Raw genomic sequence first — 21060 nt, forward strand, 5'->3', positions numbered from 1 at the left:
AGCAGATATGACGATCGAGCGCATGACCCTCAACGACCCCGAAGCCCAAAGCGCCGATCCCGTCGCCGACAATATTGCGGCGTTGAAGGCGCTGTTTCCGGCTGCCGTCGCCGACAGCCGGATCGACTTCGACACGCTGCGTCAGTTGCTTGGTGACGAAGTGGAAGACGGCGACGAACGCTACGGCCTCAACTGGCCGGGCAAGCGCCTCGCTCGTCGAATAGCGCTAACCCCGTCAACCGGCGCGTTGTTGCCGGCTCGCAAGGAAAGCGTAAAATGGGAATCGACCCGTAACCTCATGATAGAAGGCGACAATCTAGAAGTATTGAAACTGATCCAGAAAAGTTATGCGGAAAGCGTAGATTTGATTTACATCGATCCGCCTTACAATACCGCCGGGGACTTTGTTTACAATGATAACTTCCGCGATACGCTCAAAGACTACTTGCTCCAGACTGGTCAGATTGACGATAGTGGCCATCTCACCTCAGATTCAGAGGGTTCAGGCAGATATCATTCACGCTGGATGAGTATGATATATGCCCGACTGATAGCTGCCCGACCATTGCTTAGTCCGACCGGAGTGATTCTCGTTTCTATTAATGAGATTGAGTATCCCCGTCTTCGTCAGATTCTTGAGGACGTATTTGGCGATGAGAACCATTTAGTAGATTTTGTATGGAACAACGAGGGCAATGTTGATCAGCAGAGCGCGATTAAGGGAGTGCACGAGTACGTTGTAGCATTCTGTCGCGACCGGTCAGTATTTTCCAAACCACCCGTAATAGATCCAAATATATCTGATGATAGCAAACTTTATAATGATACTATTGAGAATTCTATTACAAAGAATGGTCCTGCAAATCCTCCATCGACCGTTACACTTCCAGAAGGGTTCCCAGCCCTATTTAAAGATGGATTATTGAAACCGCGGGAAGATGTTTGGCCATACATCATTGACCCTTTAGAGGTGCGCGGTGGAAAGCTCGTCTCCCCCGGACGAGTACGTAGCGGATGGAGCTCACGAAACCTGCTTGAGCTGTACTGTCAAAACGGATGCGTTCCTATCCAAGATAGCGAAGGGAAACAAACTTGGTTTTCTTTGAAGGAAACGGGCGCTATCTACGGCTTCAAGTCGCGATCACAACAGCAAAGTCACGTTCTATCGGTCATTCGAAACGTAGGAACGACAAAGCAGAATAGCTCGCAGCTTCAAAAGATAGGTGTAGAGTTCAGCTATCCTAAGCCCGTTTTGTTGATACAATACCTTATCAGCGTATTTACCGCAGATAAGAAAGATGCGCTTGTCATGGATTTCTTTGCCGGCTCTGGGACAACCGGGGAGGCTGTCGCGAGACAGAACGTCAAAGACGATGGCACGAGAGCGTATGTGTTGGTCCAGTTGCCGACTGAAAATAGCCGTAGAGGGTCCGCCGATTTGGGTAAGGCCGTTCGAAAGCGTCTGGCCCATACCGCGGCCACCTTTGCTAGCAAAAAAGGCACTCAGGGTTTCCGTGTCTACAAGCTCGCAACCTCCAACTTGCGCGTGTGGCAGCCTGGCGACAATCTCGTTGCCGATTTGCTCGCCGCCGCAGACAACATAGTTCAAGGCCGGACGGAAGACGATCTGCTTACCGAGTTGCTACTCAAGCAGGGCATCGACCTGACCGAGCCGATGGTGACGGAGACGATTGCAGGCGCGCCCGTCCATGCGATGGGCGGCGGCGTTCTGGTCGTGTGCCTCGCCCGCATCACCGCCGCCGGTGCCGAGGCGCTGGCGGACGGCATCGCCGACTGGATCATCGCGCTGAACCCTGTTTCGGCCGCGACGATCTTCTTCAAGGATGCCGGTTTCGAGAATGACGTCGCCAAGGCCAACGTCGCCGCGATCCTGGACCAGCGGCTCGACGACAAACTGCTGAAGGTCCGCAGCCTGTGAAGCTGAAATTCGAATCCGACCTCGATTACCAGCTACAGGCAATCGAGGCGGTGTGCGACCTGTTCAAGGGACAGGACATCAATCGTACCGAATTCACCGTCAGCCGCGTTGCCGCGGATGCGGCTCAGGGTGCGTTGGGGCTGGACGAATCGACGCTGGGCATCGGCAACCGCCTGACTCTGCTTGATGACGAAATCCTTGCCAACCTGAACGCCGTGCAGCTTCGCAACGGACTCGCCCCGGCGTCGGCGCTGACGAACGGCAATTTTACCATCGAGATGGAGACGGGGACGGGCAAGACCTATGTCTATCTCCGCACCGTGTTCGAGCTGAACAAGCGGTTCGGCTTCACGAAGTTCGTCATCGTCGTGCCCAGCGTGGCGATCCGCGAGGGCGTGGCCAAGACGATCGAGATGACCGCCGACCACTTCCGCGCGCTCTATGCTGGGGTGGCCGTCGATGCGTTCGTCTACGACAGTGCCAAGCTGGGGCAGGTCCGCGACTTCGCCACCGCCTCGACGATCAAGATCATGATCGGCACGATCGGTGCGTTCAACAAGCAGGACACCAACGTGTTCTACACGCCGCACGAGAAGACCGGCGGCGAACGGCCGGTCGATCTGGTTCGCGCGGCGCGCCCGGTGCTGATCGTCGATGAACCGCAATCGGTGCAGGGTCGCGACCCCGACAGCGCGGGTGCGAGGGCGTTGCGCGAGATGCACCCACTGTGCACCGTCGGCTATTCCGCGACCCACCTGCACACCCACCATATGCTGTACCGGCTCGATGCGATCGACGCTTATGAGCGCAAGCTCGTGAAACGCATCGACGTCGCCGGCGCGGAAGTACGCGGCGCGAACAACACCGCCTATGTCCGGTTGGTGTCCGTGAAGACCGCGAAGAACAAACCCCCGGTCGCGACGGTGGAGATCGACCTGCAGGGTGCGGGCGAGGTTCGCCGGACAGAGATGACGGTCCGCGATGGCGACGACTTGAAGGACCGCACAAACCGCGACGTGTACCGCGACGTCTCGGTCGGCACGATCGAGGGCGGCAAGGGGCGTGAGTTGGTCCAGCTCAACATACCCGGCGACGTCGTGTATCTCCGCCCGGGCCAGGCGCATGGCGATGTCGACCGCGACGGGATCGTCCGGCGCATGATCGAACGCACGATCCGCGAACATTTTCTCCGCGAACGCGCGTTCCGCGAACAGGGCCAGCACATCAAGGTGCTGAGCCTGTTCTTCATCGACCGTGTCGAGAATTACCGGGCCTACGCCGAGGACGGCACGCAGACACTGGGCAAGTACGGACGAATGTTCGAGGAGGAATATCGCAAGCTCGCCGGCCATCCCGACTTCCGTGAGTCGCTGTTCGCCGGTCGTCAGCCCGAGCCGGAATCTGCCCACGATGGCTATTTCTCGATCGACAAGAAGGGTGTGCCGGTCGAAGCCGAACTCAACGCTGCCGGCGACTTCCGGAACGCCAAGAGCCGCGAGGAGGCCGAACGCGCCTTCCGCCTCATCATGCGCGAGAAAGAGAAGCTGCTCGACGAAGCCGAACCTCTGCGCTTCATCTTCTCGCACTCGGCGCTGCGTGAGGGTTGGGACAATCCGAACGTTTTCCAAATCTGCACTCTGCGCGAGATGGGGACGAACCGCGAACGTCGGCAGACGATCGGCCGTGGTCTTCGCCTGTGTGTCGACGCCAATGGCGACCGCCGGCGCGACGAGGGGCTGAACGTTCTCACGGTCATCGCCGACGAGAGCTTCGAAACATTCGCCGAGGGCCTGCAGAAACAGATCGAGGAGGATCTCGGGATCAGCTTCGGCACCGTCGTCGCCGACAGCTTCGCAGCGCTTGTGTACGAGACGCCGGACGGCACACAGCCGATGGGCGTAGAGGAATCGCGCGCGCTGTTCGATCACTTGCGCGATGAGGGCTTGATCGATGCCGCCGGCAAGATCCAGGACAGCCTGCGTACTGCACTCAAGGACAACACGCTGGTCCTGCCCGACCGCTTCGCCGCCGTCGCGGGTCCGGCGCGGGCTCTGCTGGTCAAGCTGGCCGGCCGGCTGGATATTCGCAATGCCGACGAACGGCGAACGGTGAAGCTCAACAAGGCGGTGTTTCTCAGCGAGGACTTCAAGGCCCTGTGGGACCGGATCAAGCACCGCACCACCTATCGGCTGGCATTCGATCCCGACGCGCTGATTTCGGATGCGGCCGGACGCATTGCGAACGCGCCCCACGTCGCACGCGCACAGCTACGCTGGCGCAAAGCGGGGCTCGCGATCGGTCGCGGCGGTGTCGATACCGGTGAAGAGACGACCTCCGGCTTCGTCACCGTCTCCCCGGAAAGCATCGTCGTCCCCGACGTGCTGGGCGAACTGCAGAACCGCACACAGTTGCGCCGCGCGTCACTGGCGAAGATCCTGATCGACAGTGGCCGGCTCGACGACCTGAAGCTCAACCCTGCGGCCTTCATCGACCAGGCTGCGGACCTGATTGAACGCGCCAAAATCGCCGCGCTAGTCACCGGCGTCCGTTATCAGAAGATCGGCGACGACGTGTTCTACGCGCAGGAGCTGTTCGAATCGGAAGAGCTGAAGGGCTATCTCGGCCGTATGGTTGAGACCAAGAAGTCGGTCTACGACGCGGTCATCTGGGACTCATCGACGATCGAACGGCCCTTCGCTGAAGCGCTGGACAGCAACGAAGCGGTGAAGGTGTTCGCCAAGTTGCCGTCATGGTTCAAGGTCGCCACACCCCTGGGGTCATACAATCCAGATTGGGCGGTGCTCGTGTCGACCGAGGCAGGCGAGCGGCTATATTTCGTCGCAGAGACGAAGGGCGTGCTGCTGATGGAAGACTTGCGCGGGTCCGAGGCGGCGAAGATCGAATGCGGCAAGCGCCACTTCGCCAGCGTGGCACGGTCGGAAACCGAGCCAATGTTCACGGTGGCCCGCACCGTAGAGGACCTGCTGACCCAGGCGGCGCAGATCACTCAAGAGGCATGAGGATGTGATTCGCGGCTTCGTCTAGTCGTGAAGGGCAAGCGCACATCACGCCTGCCCTTCACGACCAGACGCGAGATGTGCCGCGAGAGCTTGTCGCGTTCGTGGGGACATGGCCGGCGGTGCTCCATCGCCTAGCTGTAAAGTCGGAGCCGCCGAAGCGTCCACACGCATCGCAACGAGCTCAGCTTCTACCGTCGGCAGGAATTTGCGCAACGCGGCCCGCGCCTCCTTCAGCTTGGCCACCGCAGCCTCCTGCGTTGTAGCAAGCTGCTGCAGGATCGGATCTAGCCCGGCAAGGTGTGTGTGCGCAGCTTCGCACACCGTGCGCGCAACATCGCGCCTCACCGTGCGTGCCGGAGTCGCGCGTTTGCGACTAAGGGCTTCATCCGTAGCCGAATAGTGGCTGATGATCGCACTTGGACCGCTCAGGATCATCTGTCGCAACATTGCCGCGTGCACCGCAGTGTCTATCAACACGTCTAGGTCGTTGGCAACCAACGCAGCACGGTCCAGCCGCGCTTCGGCCTTTCGGAGCGACGGTGGCGGCATCGGCGTCCGTTGGGCTTGCGCCCGTAGCCGTTCTAGATCGTGCCTCAAACTTTGCGTGCTCTTAAGGAGCTGCGCCTTCTTTCGCTTTCGCCATAGCTGCCACGATGCGATATTCTGGTCGACCTCAGCGTCGGTGAAGTGTCCTTTCGCGTGCAGAGCCTGACGGCCAGGGGTGTAACGCGTTTGTGGCTTCGGCAGGCCGCGTTGCTCGTTCCGCTCATTGGTGAAGCGGGTTGTGATCCCCTCGGCGATGGCTTGTGTGTTCACGATCTCGGACCATCTATTTTTCAGCTTCGGCACCCAGTCCTCAGCGCCAACTTCCGCATTGCGCCCCATGCGCTTGAGCGGGATCGATTTCATTGTACCCCATTTGTCACGCTGCCGCTCGCGCTCAAAGCTCCACCTGCCATCAGCCAGCTGCTCGGCTTCACCGGCATAATAGATCAATTGGAAGTGCCAGTTCTTTTTCGAATTTTTCGCCGTGGGTTCATGGATGACGGCCTGGCAAGGTAACTGACGAACGGTAAATTCGTCGACCATCTTGTCGAGGCAGTCGCGCATGCCCTTTGGGGACATATCGTGTGGGAACTGTCCCACTATCGAATACGCGATGCGGCTGTTGTGCGGCGTTTCTAGCGCAATGTGCGGCCGCAACTCTGCCGGAAACGACCGCATCCGCTTCGCCAGCCAGCGCTTTACGACGCCTGCATCGTTCACCATGATCGAAGCCTCACCGCCATCGCTTGCCTTAGCCTTCGCTATGGTCTCGCGCAGTGCATCCGGCATCGTGGCGTCGCGGGTGGCTTGATCCCATGCCGCGTCGACGCCGCGCGTGGTGACACTGATTTTATGAGATCCAACGAAGTGGGCGTGCTCGTTCGCGAGATCCCAAAATCGCATACGGTCGTCGTAGGTGCTGCCATTTGTAGCGGCGATATAGACCACGCGCTCGGCTTCGGTGCTCTTGCCGCCCTCGGTGTAAGCCGCCTCATTGGTGGCACGCACATCGCCGGGGATGAGGGAGTCGGAGGCGTTGAATCCCTCGCCATAGGCCGCACGCTTCTCCGCGACTGAAATTGTGCCTTTCGCCGATGCGAGAATGACCTTCTGCTCGAAGTGGTGGTGCCGGACGGCTGAGGTGGGTCGCGCCGCCGCCCGAGGCTCGGCGATGCGAATGGACCGATCCATACGATACTGAGACGTAGGCGACAGGCGGCCAGTTAGAGCAGATGAACTAGACGCCGAACCCCGATGCCGTGCAATATTGTCATCCATCTGGGCCCGGGGTCCACGTTTTATCTCCCAACCGCCCATCAGCAACGCCTCGATTTCGAGCAGCCACTGCGGTGCGTTCTCGAGATGCGTGCCGGCAAACTGTGCGCGCGCTACTGGCATGGGGATACAATCCGCAGCAATCCAGTGTCGAGCACAGCGCCATTCATCGAAGATGAGATGCACGATTTCGTCTGCCCGGCAGACGAAATCAGGTATTGAACAATTCTCTCTGCCTTCTTCTGTTTGCTTCTGAGCTTAAGGACGATGTGCTGGACCGGTTCAATTGTGCACATGGGTCCAGTCCTGATCCGGCACTGCGATGTGCTCGCTCTGCGCGTAGGCGATGAAGCTCTTGATGTGCGCGATGCGCGCGCGTTCCCCGCGCGGGGAGAGCGGGGTGGCGTCTGCATAAAAGACGAACCTTTGAGCGGCCTTGTCACCGATATCGGTAAGGCGGTCAGCCGTGGCCTCGCTTACGCCCATCGCCTCGACGAACAGCCTAGCTGAGCTACCTTGCCGCGATCGCTCCGCTCGGCTCAGGACACCCTTGGCGTCGAGCCATTTGTCGATAAGACCGGCCATCGTGACGGTAATTTTTGCGGCCAAGGCCGGCGGTGCGAATGGTTCTGATGATTCAACGTGGCGAAGGAAGGGTGCCGTCACTTCAAGGTCATGCCCATCCGATTCTACGGGCGACGGGCGCGCCGTCAGCATGGTACAACCGTAGTCGTCATGCTCCGGCATTTCGTGAACGAACTGAAACACGAATTCGCGAACAGACGAACCGGGGTTTCCACGACCGTCCCCGTTCGCCTGAAAAAGCTCGTCGGCGACCTGAGCGATCCCGACCGCGATATCCTGCATCCAGCAGGCCCACGTAGACCGCCCCCAACCGAGGCCATCTCTTAGTTCGTCTAAGTGACCCTTGTGCTCGGCGAAATAAGCAGGCGTCAGGACCGACGATCCGGACATGGTGGGATTGTCGGCCATCTTGGCCAACAGAAGTTTGCGAGCGTGGGTCATGAGCGTCGCGTTGACGTAGCTTGCCGCAGCGAGGGCATAGGTTTCGGCGCTATGCTCAGGATGCTTAGAGAGGTCATCGAGAACGAGCTGGCGACCATGCTTGATGGCCGCGTGACATGATGCGACGAAATCTTCGGGGTCTGCGCAGAAATTAGGATCATACAAAGTCATTTTCGACTCCTGCAATTGAAGAGCGCCTGTCGGTACCGCAAAGTGCGGGTGCGCAACTGACACGCGGTGACGGCCGTTTTCATTGATTGAACCGGCGCGATTGAGGGATGTCACTTGACGGCTGCGGTATCCGTCACGACAACTTATTGATCGCTTCACGCATATGCTCGACGCCAACGCTGGCGTAGCGCTGAACCATCCGCAGCGACTTCCAGCCGCCCATGTGCATAATGGTGATGAGGTCGATACCCGCCATTACGCAGTGCGACGCCCAGTGATGCCTCCAATCGTGAACCGTGAAGTCCTCGATCTCGGCGCGCCCTAGCGCTGTAGCGTGAGCGCGCTTGAGCGGGTTGCCGCCCGGAATCGGCGCAAGGCGCGTGTCCTGGTACGGCTGGCCGTGCTTGTTGAGAAAGACGTGACCCTTGGTGGGCCTGCCGCGGTCTTCCCATATCGGCCCGAGCACGTCTCTGACCCGGCGGTGCATCGGCACCGACTGGATCACAGCGGTCTTGATGTGGTTCAGGCGGATCGCCTCGCGTGCCATATCAACCCCATTGGCGCCCCACTGAATCTGGAGCGCGGTCTGAACCCGAGGACCATGGAAGGCGAGCATGGTAATAATTGGTCGGACATGCGGCGTATAGGAGCCGATCAGCCGGTCGCGCTCCTCCTTGGTCAGGAAGCGAACTCGTTCGTTGTCGAACGGGATAGCCTTGATCTTGATAGGCGACAGGTCATGCATTTCGTGATGAACATTGACCGCCGCTTGGAAGACCGCGCGGTAGCGGTCCTGCCCGGCCGGATCGTGACCGGTTAGATAGGCGCGGCGGAAGTGCTCCCATGCCTGCTTGGGTTCGCGCAGAGTGAGGTCGCCTATCAAGCCATTCAGCTTGCCAACGCGCAGCACGTCCGAGGCGCAGGGCGACTTGGCCTTCGACAGATAGCTGTCGAAGGCGTCCGCCATGATGCCCTGTGCCACTGCCGCGGCGGGGCCGAACAACAGCTGATGGCGCAGCTTTGTCTCGTATTCGGCCATCAGGTGCGACGCAGCATCTGCGTCACACGTTCCTGAACTGAATTCCTTGACGTCGATCCGCTTGTCGCCGAGCGAGACTTGGCCACGGATGTAGAGAATACCGTTCTTCCCACGGGGACGGATGGAGAGCATGTGATCTTGTCCAAGAGCAGTCGGTATTGTGCCTGCGTCGCGCGGACCTGACCGCATACGTGCATGAAGGGCACACCGTGTTTCGTGAAGGTGCGACGCATCCACTTCGCCGGTTCGGCACTGGTCATGCCCAACAGGTCGAGAATGTCATGCGGCGTCAGCAGCGTGTCGGCTGTGCCGACGCTGGCCCTTCTGGGTGGCGAACGTGCTCCATCGGCCCCATCCGGCGTGGCGAGGGGCACGGACGATCCCGGCGGCGTTCCCGCGCGGTTCGTTAAGGACGCCATCGGCGCGCAACCAGCCATGAGTGCCTTAGCCTGCGAGGGCTCTTGCGGCACGACTGCATCGGCTGGGCTGGCGGCCCCCGGTGCAGGATCTTTACTCGACATAGGGGAAACCCGTTGGTCGGCGCGCACGGGTCCCCGGCCTAGCACCCGACGATGGCCGGAGACCCGCACGCGCGAAGTTTCCTCATGATCGTCGAGCCGGCCTCCTCGCACGCGAACGAGCGGGGCGCCTGCCTCTATTGTATGTTCGTCGATCGATTTCGCCAAGCGACCGGTTTTCGCCCCGAATTCGTTGCCCGCCACGTGCCCAGAATCTGCCCAACCGGCAGCCGGAATGCCCGATTTTGCTGGGCATATACTGGGCACGAAGCCCGATATCAGACACTGCTCAGACGCAAAAAAGCCCTGGTAACTCGTTGAGCTACCAGGGCTTTCTATGGTGGGCGTGGCAAGGATTGAACTTGCGACCCCTGCGATGTCAACACAGTGCTCTACCACTGAGCTACACGCCCGCCGGAGGGCTCCACTAGCCGCGCTCTTCGCGGCGTGCAAGCCCTCAATGCATGCCCGTTACATTATCCATCTCGAACAGCCGGTCGACCTCGGCGACCAGGTCGCGCAGGTGGAACGGCTTGGACAGGACGCGGGCCTGCGGCATCGCCCGCCCGGCCTTCAACGTGACCGCCGCAAAGCCGGTGATGAACATCACGCGCAGGTCCGCGCACATCTCGCCGGCCTTCTGCGCCAGTTCGATGCCGTCCATCTCGGGCATGACGATATCGGTCAGCAGCAGGTCGAACGTCTCGGTTTCGAGCAATGGAATCGCCGCCGTCCCGCGGTCGACCGCGGTCACGGCATAGCCCGAGCGTTCGAGCGCTCGAGTCAGATACTCGCGCATGACCTGATCGTCCTCGGCCAGCAGAATTCGTAACATCGATCTAAAGTCCCGTTTTTACACGCACATTCCGCGGCCGCCCTACCCTGAAAATGGTTAACATATCCAGGTCGATTGCCCATGCCCGGTGCTGGCCCTAGCGTGGCGCGATGCAGTCTTCTTCCTTCGAGCGCCTGGGCGCAATGCCGCCCGTGAGCCCGGTGGTAGTGTCCGTCCCGCACGCAGGCCGCGACTATCCGCTCGCGCTCAAGACGGCGTTGCGCGTGCCGCTTGCCGGGCTGCTGCCGCTCGAGGACCGGCTCGTCGATGCGGTGGCGCGTGCCGCACGGACCGATCAGACGACGATCGTCCAGACCCGCGCGCGCGCCTGGATCGATCTCAACCGGCGCGAAGACGAGCGCGATCCGCTGCTCGACGAGGGCGCGCCGTCGATGCCGCTCGCCCAGCAATCCGCCAAGCTGCGCAGCGGGCTCGGTCTCGTTCCCCGCCGCGCATCGGGGGCGGGCGACCTCTGGGCGCGGCGGTTCACCGATGCCGACGTCACCGCGCGGATCGTCAACGATCACCGCCCTTATCATGCGGCGCTCGCGTCGGCGTTGAAGGCGGCGCACGACCGATTCGGCGTGGCGGTGTTGCTCGACGTGCATTCGATGCCGCCGCTCGGGCCGGGTGGATCGCGAATCGTGATAGGCGACCGGTTCCGCCATTCCGCCGAGCCACGCTTCGTCGCGCGAATCGAGGCCGAGTGCGTCGCGCGCGGGTTCTCGACCGCGATCAACGCGCCCTATGCGGGCGGGCACATCTTGGAACGTCATGCGTGCCCGGCTGCAAACGTTCACGCGATCCAGTTCGAACTGGATCGCACGCTGTATCTCGATCGCAAGCTCCACGCGCCCGGCGCCGGCTTCGCGCGCGTGGTCGACCTCGTCCGCGCGATCCTAGCGGCGCTCACCGACGAGGCCTTGCCCGTCCCGCTCGCCGCGGCCGCCGAGTAAGCGGACGCACCTAGCCGATCAGCGCGTCCAGCAGTTCCTCGATCCGCCCTGCCCGCGCGATCGGGTCGGCAATGCCCTCGGCGGCGATCCAGCGCCCGTTCTTCTCGACCAGATCGTCGAGCGGTTTCGCCGCAGTCCGGTCGTGCGGCGTGAATGCGATCGCCGCGGGACCGGCGTCGATCTGTCGGACGCCCGCCTCACGCGCCATCATCCGGATACGGGCCACCTGCAACAGTCGTAGTGCCGCCTCGGGCGCCTTGCCGAATCGATCATCCAGCTCGGCCTCGAACAGGTCGAGCGCCGAGACATCCTCAAGCCGCGCAAGCCGGCCATAGAGCGACATCCGGACCTCCATCTCGGGGATCCACGCTTCGGGAAGGCTGCCGCCCAGTTCGAGATGGAGTTCGGGAATCCAGTCGTCGATCGGCGCCCCGCCCTCGCGGTCGATCCACGCCAGCCGCAACGCGCGACCGAACAAATGCTGGTACAGGTCGATCCCGATCAGCTTCATGTGACCAGCCTGCGCCTCGCCGACCAGATCGCCCGCGCCCCGCAGGTCGAGATCGCGCGCACTGATCGCAAACCCAGCGCCCAGGCGGTCGAACGCCTGGAGCGTGCGCAACCGCTTCAGCGTCGTCTCCGCGATCGTCGCCTCGCCGTCGGTCAGCAGCATCACCTGCCCCCGCCGTCCGCTGCGACCGACGCGGCCGCGAAGCTGATGCAGCTGCGACAGCCCGAACCGATCCGCGTGATGCACGATCATCGTGTTCGCGCGCGGCACGTCGAGCCCGGCCTCGATGATGTTGGTCGCAAGCAGTACGTCGCCGTCGCCCGCCGCAAACGCGACCATCGCCTCGTCGATCTCCCCCGCCGGCATTTTCCCGTGCGCCTGCACCAGCCTGAGTTCAGGCACGAGCTTGGCCAGCTTGGCGGCAAGCGGCGCCATGTCGTCGATCCGCGGCACCACGACGAAGCTCTGCCCGCCTCGCGCCCGCTCGCGACGCAGCGCCGCGCGCACCGTCGCGTCGTCGAACTGCGCGACCGACGTGCGGATCGGCTGGCGACGTGCCGGCGGGGTGGCGATCACCGACAAGCCCTGCAACCCGATCATCGCGGATTGCAGCGTGCGCGGGATCGGCGTCGCGCTCAGCGTGAGGACATGCCCCGCCCCCAGCGCATGCATCTTGGCCTTGTCGGCCGCACCGAACCTTTGTTCTTCGTCGATTACGACGAGCGCGAGATCCTTGTACGCGACGCCCTTGCCCGCAATCGCTCCCGTGCCGATCACGACGCCGATCGATCCGTCCGCAAGCCCCGCCCGAACCCGCGCCTTCTCCGCGGTATTGGACAGCCGCGACAGCCCCGCGACGGTCACGCCGGTGCCTTCGAACCGCTTCGAGAACGTCTCGATATGCTGGCGGACCAGCACCGTCGTCGGCGCGGCGATCGCAACCTGGCGCCCGGCCAGCGCAACGGCAGCAGCGGCTCGCAACGCGACTTCGGTCTTGCCGTAGCCGACGTCGCCGATGACCAGCCGGTCCATCGGCTTGCCGCTCGCGAGGTCCGCCAGCGTCGTCGCGATCGCCCTTGCCTGGTCCGGTGTCTCGGTGAACGCGAAACCGGCGGCGAATTTCTCGTACCGGGCACGGTCGGGCTCGATCGGATCGGTCGTCCGCGCGTCGCGTTCCGCAGCGATCGCGGCCAGATCTCGCGCGCTTTCGGCGATCGCGGCATCGATTGCGCCCCGCCGCTTCTGCCACGACGCGCCGTCGAGCGAATCGAGCGTGACCGCGTCGATCTCCGCACCGTACCGCCAGATCCGGTCGGCCTCGCGCACCGGCACCAGGCGGCGGCCTTCCTTGGCATATTCCAGGACGATCGCGTCGCCGTCGGTCCCCGGCAGCATCTCGAGCCCACGGACGACGCCGATCCCGAACTCCTCGTGGACGATCACGTCGCCGCATCGCAGCTCGCTCGTCAATCCCGGCAACATGCCAGCGCTGCCGCCCGCGATCTCGTCGCCACGCGCCCGCCCCCCGAGCAGGTCCGCGCCGGCAACGACCGAGGTCCCGCTCGCGACGAAGCCGCGATCGATCGGAGCAACCAGCAGCATCGCGGTGCCGGGCTTGGCCGAAACGACGTCCGTCCAGCGATCGATCGACGTAAAGGCGATTTTCGCCGCACGCTCGAGCTTGGGCTGGAGGAACCGCAGGTCGCGCGGCGATCCCACGACGAGCAGACGCCCATCCGCGAGCGCGTCCTTGGCAAACCGGGCGAACGCACGCGCCGGATCGCGGCGTTCGATGAACCGCGGGGGCATTTCGTCGCCGACGTCGAACGCGGCCGTTTCACGTTTCGCGATCTCGGTTGCCCAGACCTTTTCGAGGACCAGATCGGCGGAGGCACGACGTCGGGGCAATCCGTCTGCGGCGATGGCAAGGAACCGATCGCGCCGCTTTTCCGCATCCCGGTCGAACGCGATCGCCGCATCCGGCAGGTGCGCGAGGATCGACACGCCCTTCTCGACCGCGGGTTCGGTCGCGCGGCCGATCTCGACGACGTCGACGTCGCCCAAGCCGAGCTGAGACACCGGATCATAATCACGCAGGCCAGTGATGCGGCCATCGGCGAATTCGATCCGGACCGGGGTCTCGCGATCGGCGGGGAAAACGTCGATCACGCCACCGCGTACCGCGATCTCGCCGGGTTCGTCGATCCGATCGTCGGTCAGGTAGCCGACCTCCTCGGCGATCGCGGCAAACGCCTCGATGTCGATCGGATCGCCGACCTGTAGCCGCGGTGGCGCCACGTCGAACATCGGCGGCGGCGGATAGCGTACCGCCGTCGCCTCGGCAGTCGTCACCACCAGGATGGGTGCCGCCTTACTCTCGGATCCCGCGCGCAATCGCCGCAACGCCGCCACGCGACGTCCGACATTGGCAGGCGATGCCGGCGCGTCGTCGCCGGGCAGCGCGTCGCTCGACGGCACATGGACGACCAGCGCATCGGGCGCGAGCGCCGCCGCGATCATAGCGATCTCCGTCGCACGCTGATCGTCCGCCGCGACGTAGACGAGGTTCCCGCCGGACAAGCGCTCGACGATAACCGCCGCCAGCGGTGCCACCGCCGCGCTAGGCTTCGCCGCTATCGCTGGCGCGATATCCGCATTCTCGACGTCTTGACTGACCTGAAGCACCGATACGCATCCTTCGTTCGAGGATGAACGTGATGCAGGCAGCGTGCGTTCCGGCGATACTATCCTCGATCAGGGTATTCGATCACCATGCGAAAGCGGGAACGATCGTACGCCGTCCGACCAGGAACGCGTCGGCCACGAGCCGCAGCGGTGTTACGTCCACGTCGCGGGAGCGCGAGCCGACGAGTGCGGCGAACTTGGCATAGAGCCCGGGATATTCGGCATCCGTGGCCTCGGTGACCTCGCCGTCGATCTCCAGGATCGCGCCGCCCATGCTCAGCTTGAGCGTACCGCCGTCGGTCTCAACGACGATGTCCCATTGCTGCGGCCCTTCGTGGAGGAAGTCGAACGCCGCCGTGACGGGGATGTCGCCGCAGGTGAGATCGATATTGGCAGCCAGCGGCGACATCCGGCCTTCCGGCACCTGCAGGTCCGCACGATGCACCACCCAGTCGCCGGGGAGGATCTCGGTCGCGATCGACAGCGCGTTGATGCCGGGATCGAACACGCCGAACCCGCCCGCTTCCAGGATCCAGTCCTGCCCGGGGTGCCAGCGCCGGATATCCTCGCGCCATGCGATCGTGACGCGCTCGACCGTGCGATCGGCGAGCCACGCGCGCGCCGGCGCGACGCCGGCCGCTTCGCGCGAATGCCAGGTTGCGAACAGCGATCGGCCAGCGGCAACCGCATGCGCCTCGATCCGCGCGACCTCGGACAGCGTCGCGGCAGGCGGCTTCTCCATCATCACGTCCAGCCCGGCATCGAGCGCCGCCATCGCGATCGCGGATCGTCCGACCGGGGGCGTGCAGATCGACACCGCGTCGAGGTCATGCCCCGCCGCAAGAAGTTCGGCGATGTCGTGGTAATTATCGACGCCCTCGACATCCGCATTACGGCTGACCGCCGCGACCAGTTCGAAGCGCGGATCGTTCGCGATCGCCGGCAGATGCTGGTCGCGCGCGATCTTGCCAACGCCGATGATCGCCAGCCGGATCGGCTTTGCGGACTTTGCCTCGGTCGCCATTAAAACCCTCTCAGTTACAGTATAACGGTGCTTACTCGTCGCCGATCAGCGTCAGCACGTCGCCGATGATCCGCGTCATCGCGATCCGCGCCGCGGCGGGGTCACGTGCGATGATCGCGTCCGCAACCGCGGCGTGATCGGGGATATTGGCGGAACGGCCCTTGATCCGGTTGGTGAAGCGGATCGACGTCCGCAGCGCGGTCGAGACCACCGATTGGAACTGCGCGTAGAACGGGTTCTTCGACGCCCGCAGGATCGCCATGTGAAACGCGATGTCGGCCTCGAGCGGATCGGTCGTTCCCGCCTCGCCTGCTTCCATCTGCGCCAGCCCGTTGCGGATCGCCGCCTCGTCCGCGGCGTCGCCGAACCGCGCCGCCAAGGCCGCGGCCTCCGGCTCGATCGCGACGCGCAACTGATTGAAGTGCCGCAGCAACTCGACCGAGAACTTGCGCTCCAGCGTCCAGCGCAGCACGTCGGTATCGAACAGGTTCCACGAGCTCGCCGGTTGCACGACGGTCCCCTGCCGCGGCCGCGCGCTGACCAGGCCCTTCGCAGTCAGCATCTTGACCGCCTCGCGCGTCACCGATCGGCTCACGCCATGCGTCTTGGCGATCTCGGCTTCGGTCGGGAACGGACGGTTTTCGTAGCGTCCGGTGACGATCGCCCGCCCGAGCGTGTCGAGCATCCCATGCGTCAGATTACGGCCCAAGATCGCGGTGGCCGGAAGAACGTCGGTGTCTGTCGTATCGGTCGCCATCGGCCGGGTTTTGGCGCAACGCGCTCCTGGTGTCACGCGTCTTGCAACGCGCCGCAACGATATCCGGTGGAAGGCTTGCCGCATTCATCCTACAATTGGCGACAATGCGGGCAAAGGCGGGTGTAATCGTCAAGCTCGCGAGGATGTCGAGGTAGAGTTATGCAGGCTTTCATTGCAGTCGACTGGGGCACCACCAACCGACGTGCGTTCCGGATCGAGGACGGTGCGGTCGTCGCGACCGAACGCGACGACCGCGGCGCCGCGACCGTAGCGACCGACGAGTACGGCGCCGAGGTTGCGGGTATCCGCGAACGGCTGGGCGACCTGCCGATGCTGCTCGCGGGGATGGTCGGATCGAACATCGGCTGGCGTAGCGTGCCCTATGTCGCCGCCCCCGCAGGACTTGCAGACGTTGCCGCCGCGCTCGACCGGATCGACGACAGGACCGCGATCGTCCCCGGCTTATCGTACCGCGACGGGTTGCACGCCGACGTGATGCGAGGCGAAGAGGTCCAGCTGCTGGGCGCAGTCTCCGCTGGGCTGGTACCGGCGGACGCGCTGCTCTGCCAGCCCGGCACGCATTGCAAATGGGCGACCGTCGAGGGTGGCAGGATCACGCAATTCACGACAGCAATGACCGGCGAACTCTTCGCGCTCTTACGCGCACACGGCATCCTGTCACGGCAGCTCGGCCATCCGGTCGAGCCGGGTGAAGCGTTCCTCGAAGGCGTCGCTGAAGGCTCGAAGCGCGATCTCGCCGCCAGCCTGTTCGCGATCCGCGCGCGCGGCGTACTCGGACTTGCCGACGATGCGCACGCCGCCTCGTTCGCGAGCGGGCTGCTGATTGGCGCGGACACCGCCGCGCGAATCGAGCCCGGCGCGACCGTCCACATCCTAGCCGACGCCGCCCTCGGCGCGCTGTACGCCAGCGCGATCGATGCGCTCGGCGGCGCGTCGCACCATATAGACAGTCAGGCCGCGTTCGTCGCCGGCATCACCCGCATCCAGGATCTTGCAGCATGACCAACCGCCAAGCCTTTGACGACGCCTTCGCGAAATGCCCGCTGATCGCGATCCTCCGCGGGGTAAAGCCCGACGAGGTCGAGGCGATCGGCGAAGCGCTGGTCGAGGCCGGCTTCACGATCCTCGAAGTGCCGATGAACTCGCCCGACCCGCTCGACAGCATCGCCCGACTGGCGCGCAGGCTCGAGGGACGTGCGGTCGTCGGTGCAGGCACGGTCTTGCGGGTCGAGGATGTCGAGGCCGTCGGCGCGGCGGGCGGCACGCTGATCATCGCCCCCAACGCGAACGTCCGCGTGATCGCCGCGGCGGCGGACAAGGGCTATGTCGCGCTCCCCGGCATCGCGACTCCGACCGAGGCGTTCGCCGCGCTCGACGCCGGTGCCGCCGCGCTGAAGCTGTTCCCCGCCGAAGCCGCAAGCCCAGCGGTACTCAAGGCAATGCGCGCGATCCTCCCCAAGGACACGCGCGTGCTGCCGGTCGGCGGGATCGCGCCGGAACTGATGGCGGATTGGCGCAAGGCCGGTGCAGCTGGCTTCGGGCTCGGCTCTGCGCTGTTCGCACCGGGCATGACCGCGGCGGACGTGGGCGCGAGGGCGAAGACGTTCATCGAGACGTGGAACGCGGGTTAGACCCAAGACTGGAAGCAGGGATCGTCTTCCCGGCGTGCAGGGTTTAGGGCCGCGCGATGATGTTTGCCGAACAGGAACGAGACCTCGCCAAACTTACGGCTGCCGACCGGTACCGATCGCTCCGGCCGCGTAAGGGCGTCGACTTCGCCTCGAACGACTATCTCGGACTCGCCGGATCGGACCGGCTTCGTGCGGCAATGACCGATGCGTTGCAGCGCGGCGTCCCGGTCGGGTCGGGCGGGTCGCGGTTGCTGCGCGGCAATGCGCCCGAGCATGAGGCGCTGGAGGCGGACGCCGCGCGGTTCTTCAGGACCGAGGCGGCGCTGTTCTTCGCGAGCGGCTATGTCGCCAACACGATCCTGTTCGCGACGCTGCCACAACGCGGCGACCTGATCGTCCACGACGCGCTGATCCACGCCAGCGCTCACGAGGGCATGCGTCTCACGCGAGCGAACTGCGTCGCCGCCGCGCATAACGATGCCGATGCGGTCGAGGACGCGATCGTCGCGTGGCGCGCGTCGGGCGGCACGGGTCGCGTGTGGATCGCGGTCGAGAGTCTCTACAGCATGGACGGCGACCAGGCTCCGCTCGCAGCGCTAGCCAAAATTGCAGACCGCCACGACGCCGTCCTGCTGATCGACGAAGCGCATGCGACGGGTGTGTTCGGCACCGACGGCCGCGGGCTTGCCGAAGCGCTCGACGGCCGCGTGAACGTCATTACCCTGCGCACCTGCGGCAAGGCGCTGGGGTGCGAGGGCGCGCTGTTGTGCGGACCGTCGGTCATGCGCAACTTCATCATAAATCGCGGGCGCGGGTTCATCTTCTCGACCGCACCGTCGCCGCTAATGGCACTGGCGGTTGGCGAGGCACTGCGGATCGTTGCGGACGAACCGGCGCGCCAGGAGAGGCTCTGGACGTTGATCGCCAAGGCAGAGCGCGTGCTCGCACCCTACGGCGTCGCGGCGACTGGTTCGCAGATCCTGCCGCTGGTGCTCGGTGACGCCGCACGGACGATGCGGGTCGCCGGCGCGATCCAGGCAGCCGGGTTCGACGTGCGCGGGATACGGCCGCCGACCGTGCCGGAGGGGGGATCACGGTTGCGGATTTCGTTGACGCTGAACGCCACGGTCGAGGACATCGAAGCTCTGGGAGCGGTCATGGAAGAGGCATTGCGATGACGATCGTCGTTACCGGGACGGACACCGATATCGGCAAGACCGTGTTCGCTGCCGGGCTCACCGCAGCACTCGGCGCGCGCTACTGGAAGCCGGTGCAGGCCGGGCTCGCAGACGGCAGCGATGCGGCTTCGGTCGTGACGCTCGGCGTTCCTGCGGACCACGTCCTGCCCGAAGCATACCGGCTGACGACGCCGTGCTCGCCGCATCTTGCCGCCGAGATCGACGGCGTCACGATCGATGCGGACCGGCTTGCGCTACCCGAAGTCGATGGCCCACTGGTGGTCGAGGGCGCGGGCGGCGTGATGGTCCCCGTGACACGCGACCTGATCTTTGCCGACCTGTTCGCGCGGTGGAACAAGGCGGTCGTGCTCGTTGCGCGCACCGGGCTCGGCACGATCAACCACAGCCTGCTCTCGATCGAAGCGCTGCGCAGCCGCGGCGTCCCGATCCTCGGCATCGCTTTCGTCGGCGATCCGGTCGAGGATAGCGAGGCGACCATCGCCGCACTCGGGAAAGTCCGGCGCCTCGGCCGCCTGCCCCGCCTCGATCTACTCAACGCCGCGACGCTGGCCGAGGCGTTCGCCGCGAACTTCAACCTGGAGACGTTCCGATGAGCGACTCCCCCGTCTGGCACCCTTTCACGCAGCACGGCCTGCGCGAACCGATCCCGCTCGTCACGCATGCCGAGGGTGCCGCGCTTTACACCGCCGATGGCCGGCGGATCGTCGATGCGATCTCGTCCTGGTGGGTCACCACGCATGGCCACGCCAACCCGAAGATCATCGCGGCGATCGCGGAACAGGCGGGCAAGCTCGACCAGATCATCTTCGCCGGCTGGACGCACCAGCCTGCCGAAGACCTCGCGCGCGGGCTGACCGCGATCATGCCGCCCGAATTGACCCGCGTGTTCTTCTCGGACTCAGGCTCGACCAGCGTCGAGTGCGCGCTGAAGATGGCGCTCGGCTATTGGCTCGATCGCGGCGAGGATCGCCACCGCATTCTCGTGCTGGAGCACGGCTATCACGGCGACACGATCGGCGCGATGTCGGTCGGCGCGCGCGGCGTCTACAACCGCGCCTACGCGCCGCTGCTGTTCGACGTCGGCACGATCCCTTTCCCCGCCGCTGGGCACGAACAGGCGACGCTCGACGCGCTGGAGGCGGCCTGCGCGGCGCATCCCGCCGCGTTCATCGTCGAGCCGCTGCTACTCGGTGCGGGCGGGATGCACATTTATCCCGCGCATATCCTCGCCGAGATGCGGCGGATCTGCGCAGCGCATCACGTACTGTTCATCGCCGACGAGGTGATGACCGGATGGGGCCGCACCGGCACGTTGCTCGCGTGCGAACAGGCGGGCGTAGTGCCCGACATCCTCTGCCTGTCGAAGGGGCTAACGGGCGGCGCGATCCCGCTCGCGGTGACGATGGCGACCGAAGCGATCTACCAGGCACATTACGGCACCGACCGGTCGCGCATGTTCTTCCACTCGTCGAGCTACACCGCCAACCCGATCGCCTGTGCCGCCGCCAATGCGAACCTTGCAATCTGGCGCGACGAACCGGTGCGCGAGCGGATCGCCGACCTCGCCACGTGCCAAGGCTCGCGGCTGGAGGCCCTCGCCCAGCATCCCCGCATCGCCAACGCGCGCCAGATCGGCACCATCACCGCGGTCGAACTCCGCGGCGAGGATGGCTATCTGTCACAGATCGGCCCGCGCCTGCTCGCGTTCTTCGCCGAGCGCGACCTGCTGCTCCGCCCGCTTGGCAACACCGTCTACGTCATGCCGCCCTATTGCATCGAAGACGCCGATCTGGACCACATCTATGCGGCGATCGCCGAAGCATGCGATGCAATCCGGCATTGATCCTGACGTTCTTGCTGCACTGCAGCAACAAATGATGTACGTGCGACGTTGAGATAAGATCGCG

The 21060-nt window shown here is 64.1% G+C and carries 15 protein-coding genes and 1 tRNA gene; 8 read left to right on the forward strand and 8 right to left on the reverse strand.

Annotation, left to right across the window (positions count from 1 at the left end):
- The first annotated feature begins 7 nt into the window (after positions 1-7).
- Positions 8-1939 carry a site-specific DNA-methyltransferase gene (locus C8J39_RS14845; protein ID WP_120301148.1) on the forward strand — a complete coding sequence of 644 codons (1932 nt, stop codon included), beginning with the start codon at positions 8-10 and terminating at the stop codon, positions 1937-1939.
- Positions 1936-4959, forward strand: a complete 3024-nt coding sequence (locus C8J39_RS14850) for a type III restriction-modification system endonuclease (protein WP_120301149.1) — start codon at positions 1936-1938, stop codon at positions 4957-4959. The genes C8J39_RS14845 and C8J39_RS14850 overlap by 4 nt, the downstream gene beginning before the upstream one ends.
- Before the next feature lie 45 nt (positions 4960-5004).
- Here C8J39_RS14850 and C8J39_RS14855 read toward each other — a convergent pair whose 3' ends face one another.
- The 5 genes from C8J39_RS14855 to cpdR all read right to left on the reverse strand — a co-directional run bounded on the left by C8J39_RS14855 (position 5005) and on the right by cpdR (position 10369).
- Positions 5005-6966: a hypothetical protein gene (locus tag C8J39_RS14855; RefSeq protein WP_147420678.1), complete on the reverse strand. Its 1962-nt coding sequence runs from the start codon at positions 6964-6966 to the stop codon at positions 5005-5007.
- Positions 6967-7062: 96 nt separating this feature from the next.
- Positions 7063-7977, reverse strand: coding sequence for a hypothetical protein (locus C8J39_RS14860; protein WP_120301151.1), 915 nt, complete (start codon positions 7975-7977; stop codon positions 7063-7065).
- Positions 7978-8110: 133 nt separating this feature from the next.
- On the reverse strand, positions 8111-9148 hold the full coding sequence (locus C8J39_RS14865) for a site-specific integrase (RefSeq protein WP_120301152.1): 1038 nt from the start codon (positions 9146-9148) through the stop codon (positions 8111-8113).
- A gap of 724 nt (positions 9149-9872) precedes the next feature.
- Positions 9873-9947, reverse strand: a tRNA-Val gene (locus tag C8J39_RS14870).
- Between the two features lie 44 nt (positions 9948-9991).
- On the reverse strand, positions 9992-10369 hold the full coding sequence (gene cpdR, locus C8J39_RS14875; protein ID WP_056065257.1) for a cell cycle two-component system response regulator CpdR: 378 nt from the start codon (positions 10367-10369) through the stop codon (positions 9992-9994).
- A 110-nt stretch (positions 10370-10479) separates the two neighbouring features.
- Here cpdR and C8J39_RS14880 point away from each other — a divergent pair, with 110 nt between their 5' ends.
- The gene (locus tag C8J39_RS14880) at positions 10480-11325 is read left to right on the forward strand and encodes an N-formylglutamate amidohydrolase (protein ID WP_120301153.1); all 846 of its coding nucleotides are present in this window, start codon (positions 10480-10482) and stop codon (positions 11323-11325) included.
- 10 nt (positions 11326-11335) lie between these two features.
- Here the strand turns inward: C8J39_RS14880 and C8J39_RS14885 are convergent, their stop codons facing one another.
- The 3 genes from C8J39_RS14885 to C8J39_RS14895 form a co-directional block, all read right to left on the reverse strand.
- On the reverse strand, positions 11336-14521 hold the full coding sequence (locus tag C8J39_RS14885) for a helicase-related protein (RefSeq protein WP_310793839.1): 3186 nt from the start codon (positions 14519-14521) through the stop codon (positions 11336-11338).
- A gap of 82 nt (positions 14522-14603) precedes the next feature.
- Positions 14604-15545 (reverse strand): Gfo/Idh/MocA family protein, encoded by a 942-nt coding sequence (locus tag C8J39_RS14890; protein WP_120301154.1) that lies wholly within the window; start codon positions 15543-15545, stop codon positions 14604-14606.
- Between the two features lie 31 nt (positions 15546-15576).
- The gene (locus C8J39_RS14895; RefSeq protein ID WP_107954384.1) at positions 15577-16302 is read right to left on the reverse strand and encodes a FadR/GntR family transcriptional regulator; all 726 of its coding nucleotides are present in this window, start codon (positions 16300-16302) and stop codon (positions 15577-15579) included.
- 159 nt (positions 16303-16461) lie between these two features.
- Here C8J39_RS14895 and C8J39_RS14900 point away from each other — a divergent pair, with 159 nt between their 5' ends.
- From C8J39_RS14900 to C8J39_RS14920, 5 genes are read left to right on the forward strand one after another with little or no spacing between them, the layout of a single operon-like run.
- Positions 16462-17325 carry a 2-dehydro-3-deoxygalactonokinase gene (locus tag C8J39_RS14900; RefSeq protein WP_120301155.1) on the forward strand — a complete coding sequence of 288 codons (864 nt, stop codon included), beginning with the start codon at positions 16462-16464 and terminating at the stop codon, positions 17323-17325.
- Positions 17322-17954: a 2-dehydro-3-deoxy-6-phosphogalactonate aldolase gene (locus tag C8J39_RS14905; RefSeq protein ID WP_120301156.1), complete on the forward strand. Its 633-nt coding sequence runs from the start codon at positions 17322-17324 to the stop codon at positions 17952-17954. Before C8J39_RS14900 ends, C8J39_RS14905 begins: the two co-directional genes overlap by 4 nt.
- Positions 17955-18010: 56 nt before the next feature.
- Positions 18011-19132, forward strand: a complete 1122-nt coding sequence (locus tag C8J39_RS14910) for an 8-amino-7-oxononanoate synthase (protein ID WP_120301157.1) — start codon at positions 18011-18013, stop codon at positions 19130-19132.
- Positions 19129-19746: a dethiobiotin synthase gene (gene bioD, locus C8J39_RS14915; protein ID WP_183038010.1), complete on the forward strand. Its 618-nt coding sequence runs from the start codon at positions 19129-19131 to the stop codon at positions 19744-19746. The genes C8J39_RS14910 and bioD overlap by 4 nt, the downstream gene beginning before the upstream one ends.
- Positions 19743-20996: an adenosylmethionine--8-amino-7-oxononanoate transaminase gene (locus tag C8J39_RS14920; protein ID WP_120301159.1), complete on the forward strand. Its 1254-nt coding sequence runs from the start codon at positions 19743-19745 to the stop codon at positions 20994-20996. Before bioD ends, C8J39_RS14920 begins: the two co-directional genes overlap by 4 nt.
- The last annotated feature ends 64 nt before the right edge of the window (positions 20997-21060 follow it).

The sequence above is a fragment of the Sphingomonas sp. PP-CC-1A-547 genome (assembly GCF_003610375.1).
Classification (GTDB): domain Bacteria; phylum Pseudomonadota; class Alphaproteobacteria; order Sphingomonadales; family Sphingomonadaceae; genus Sphingomonas.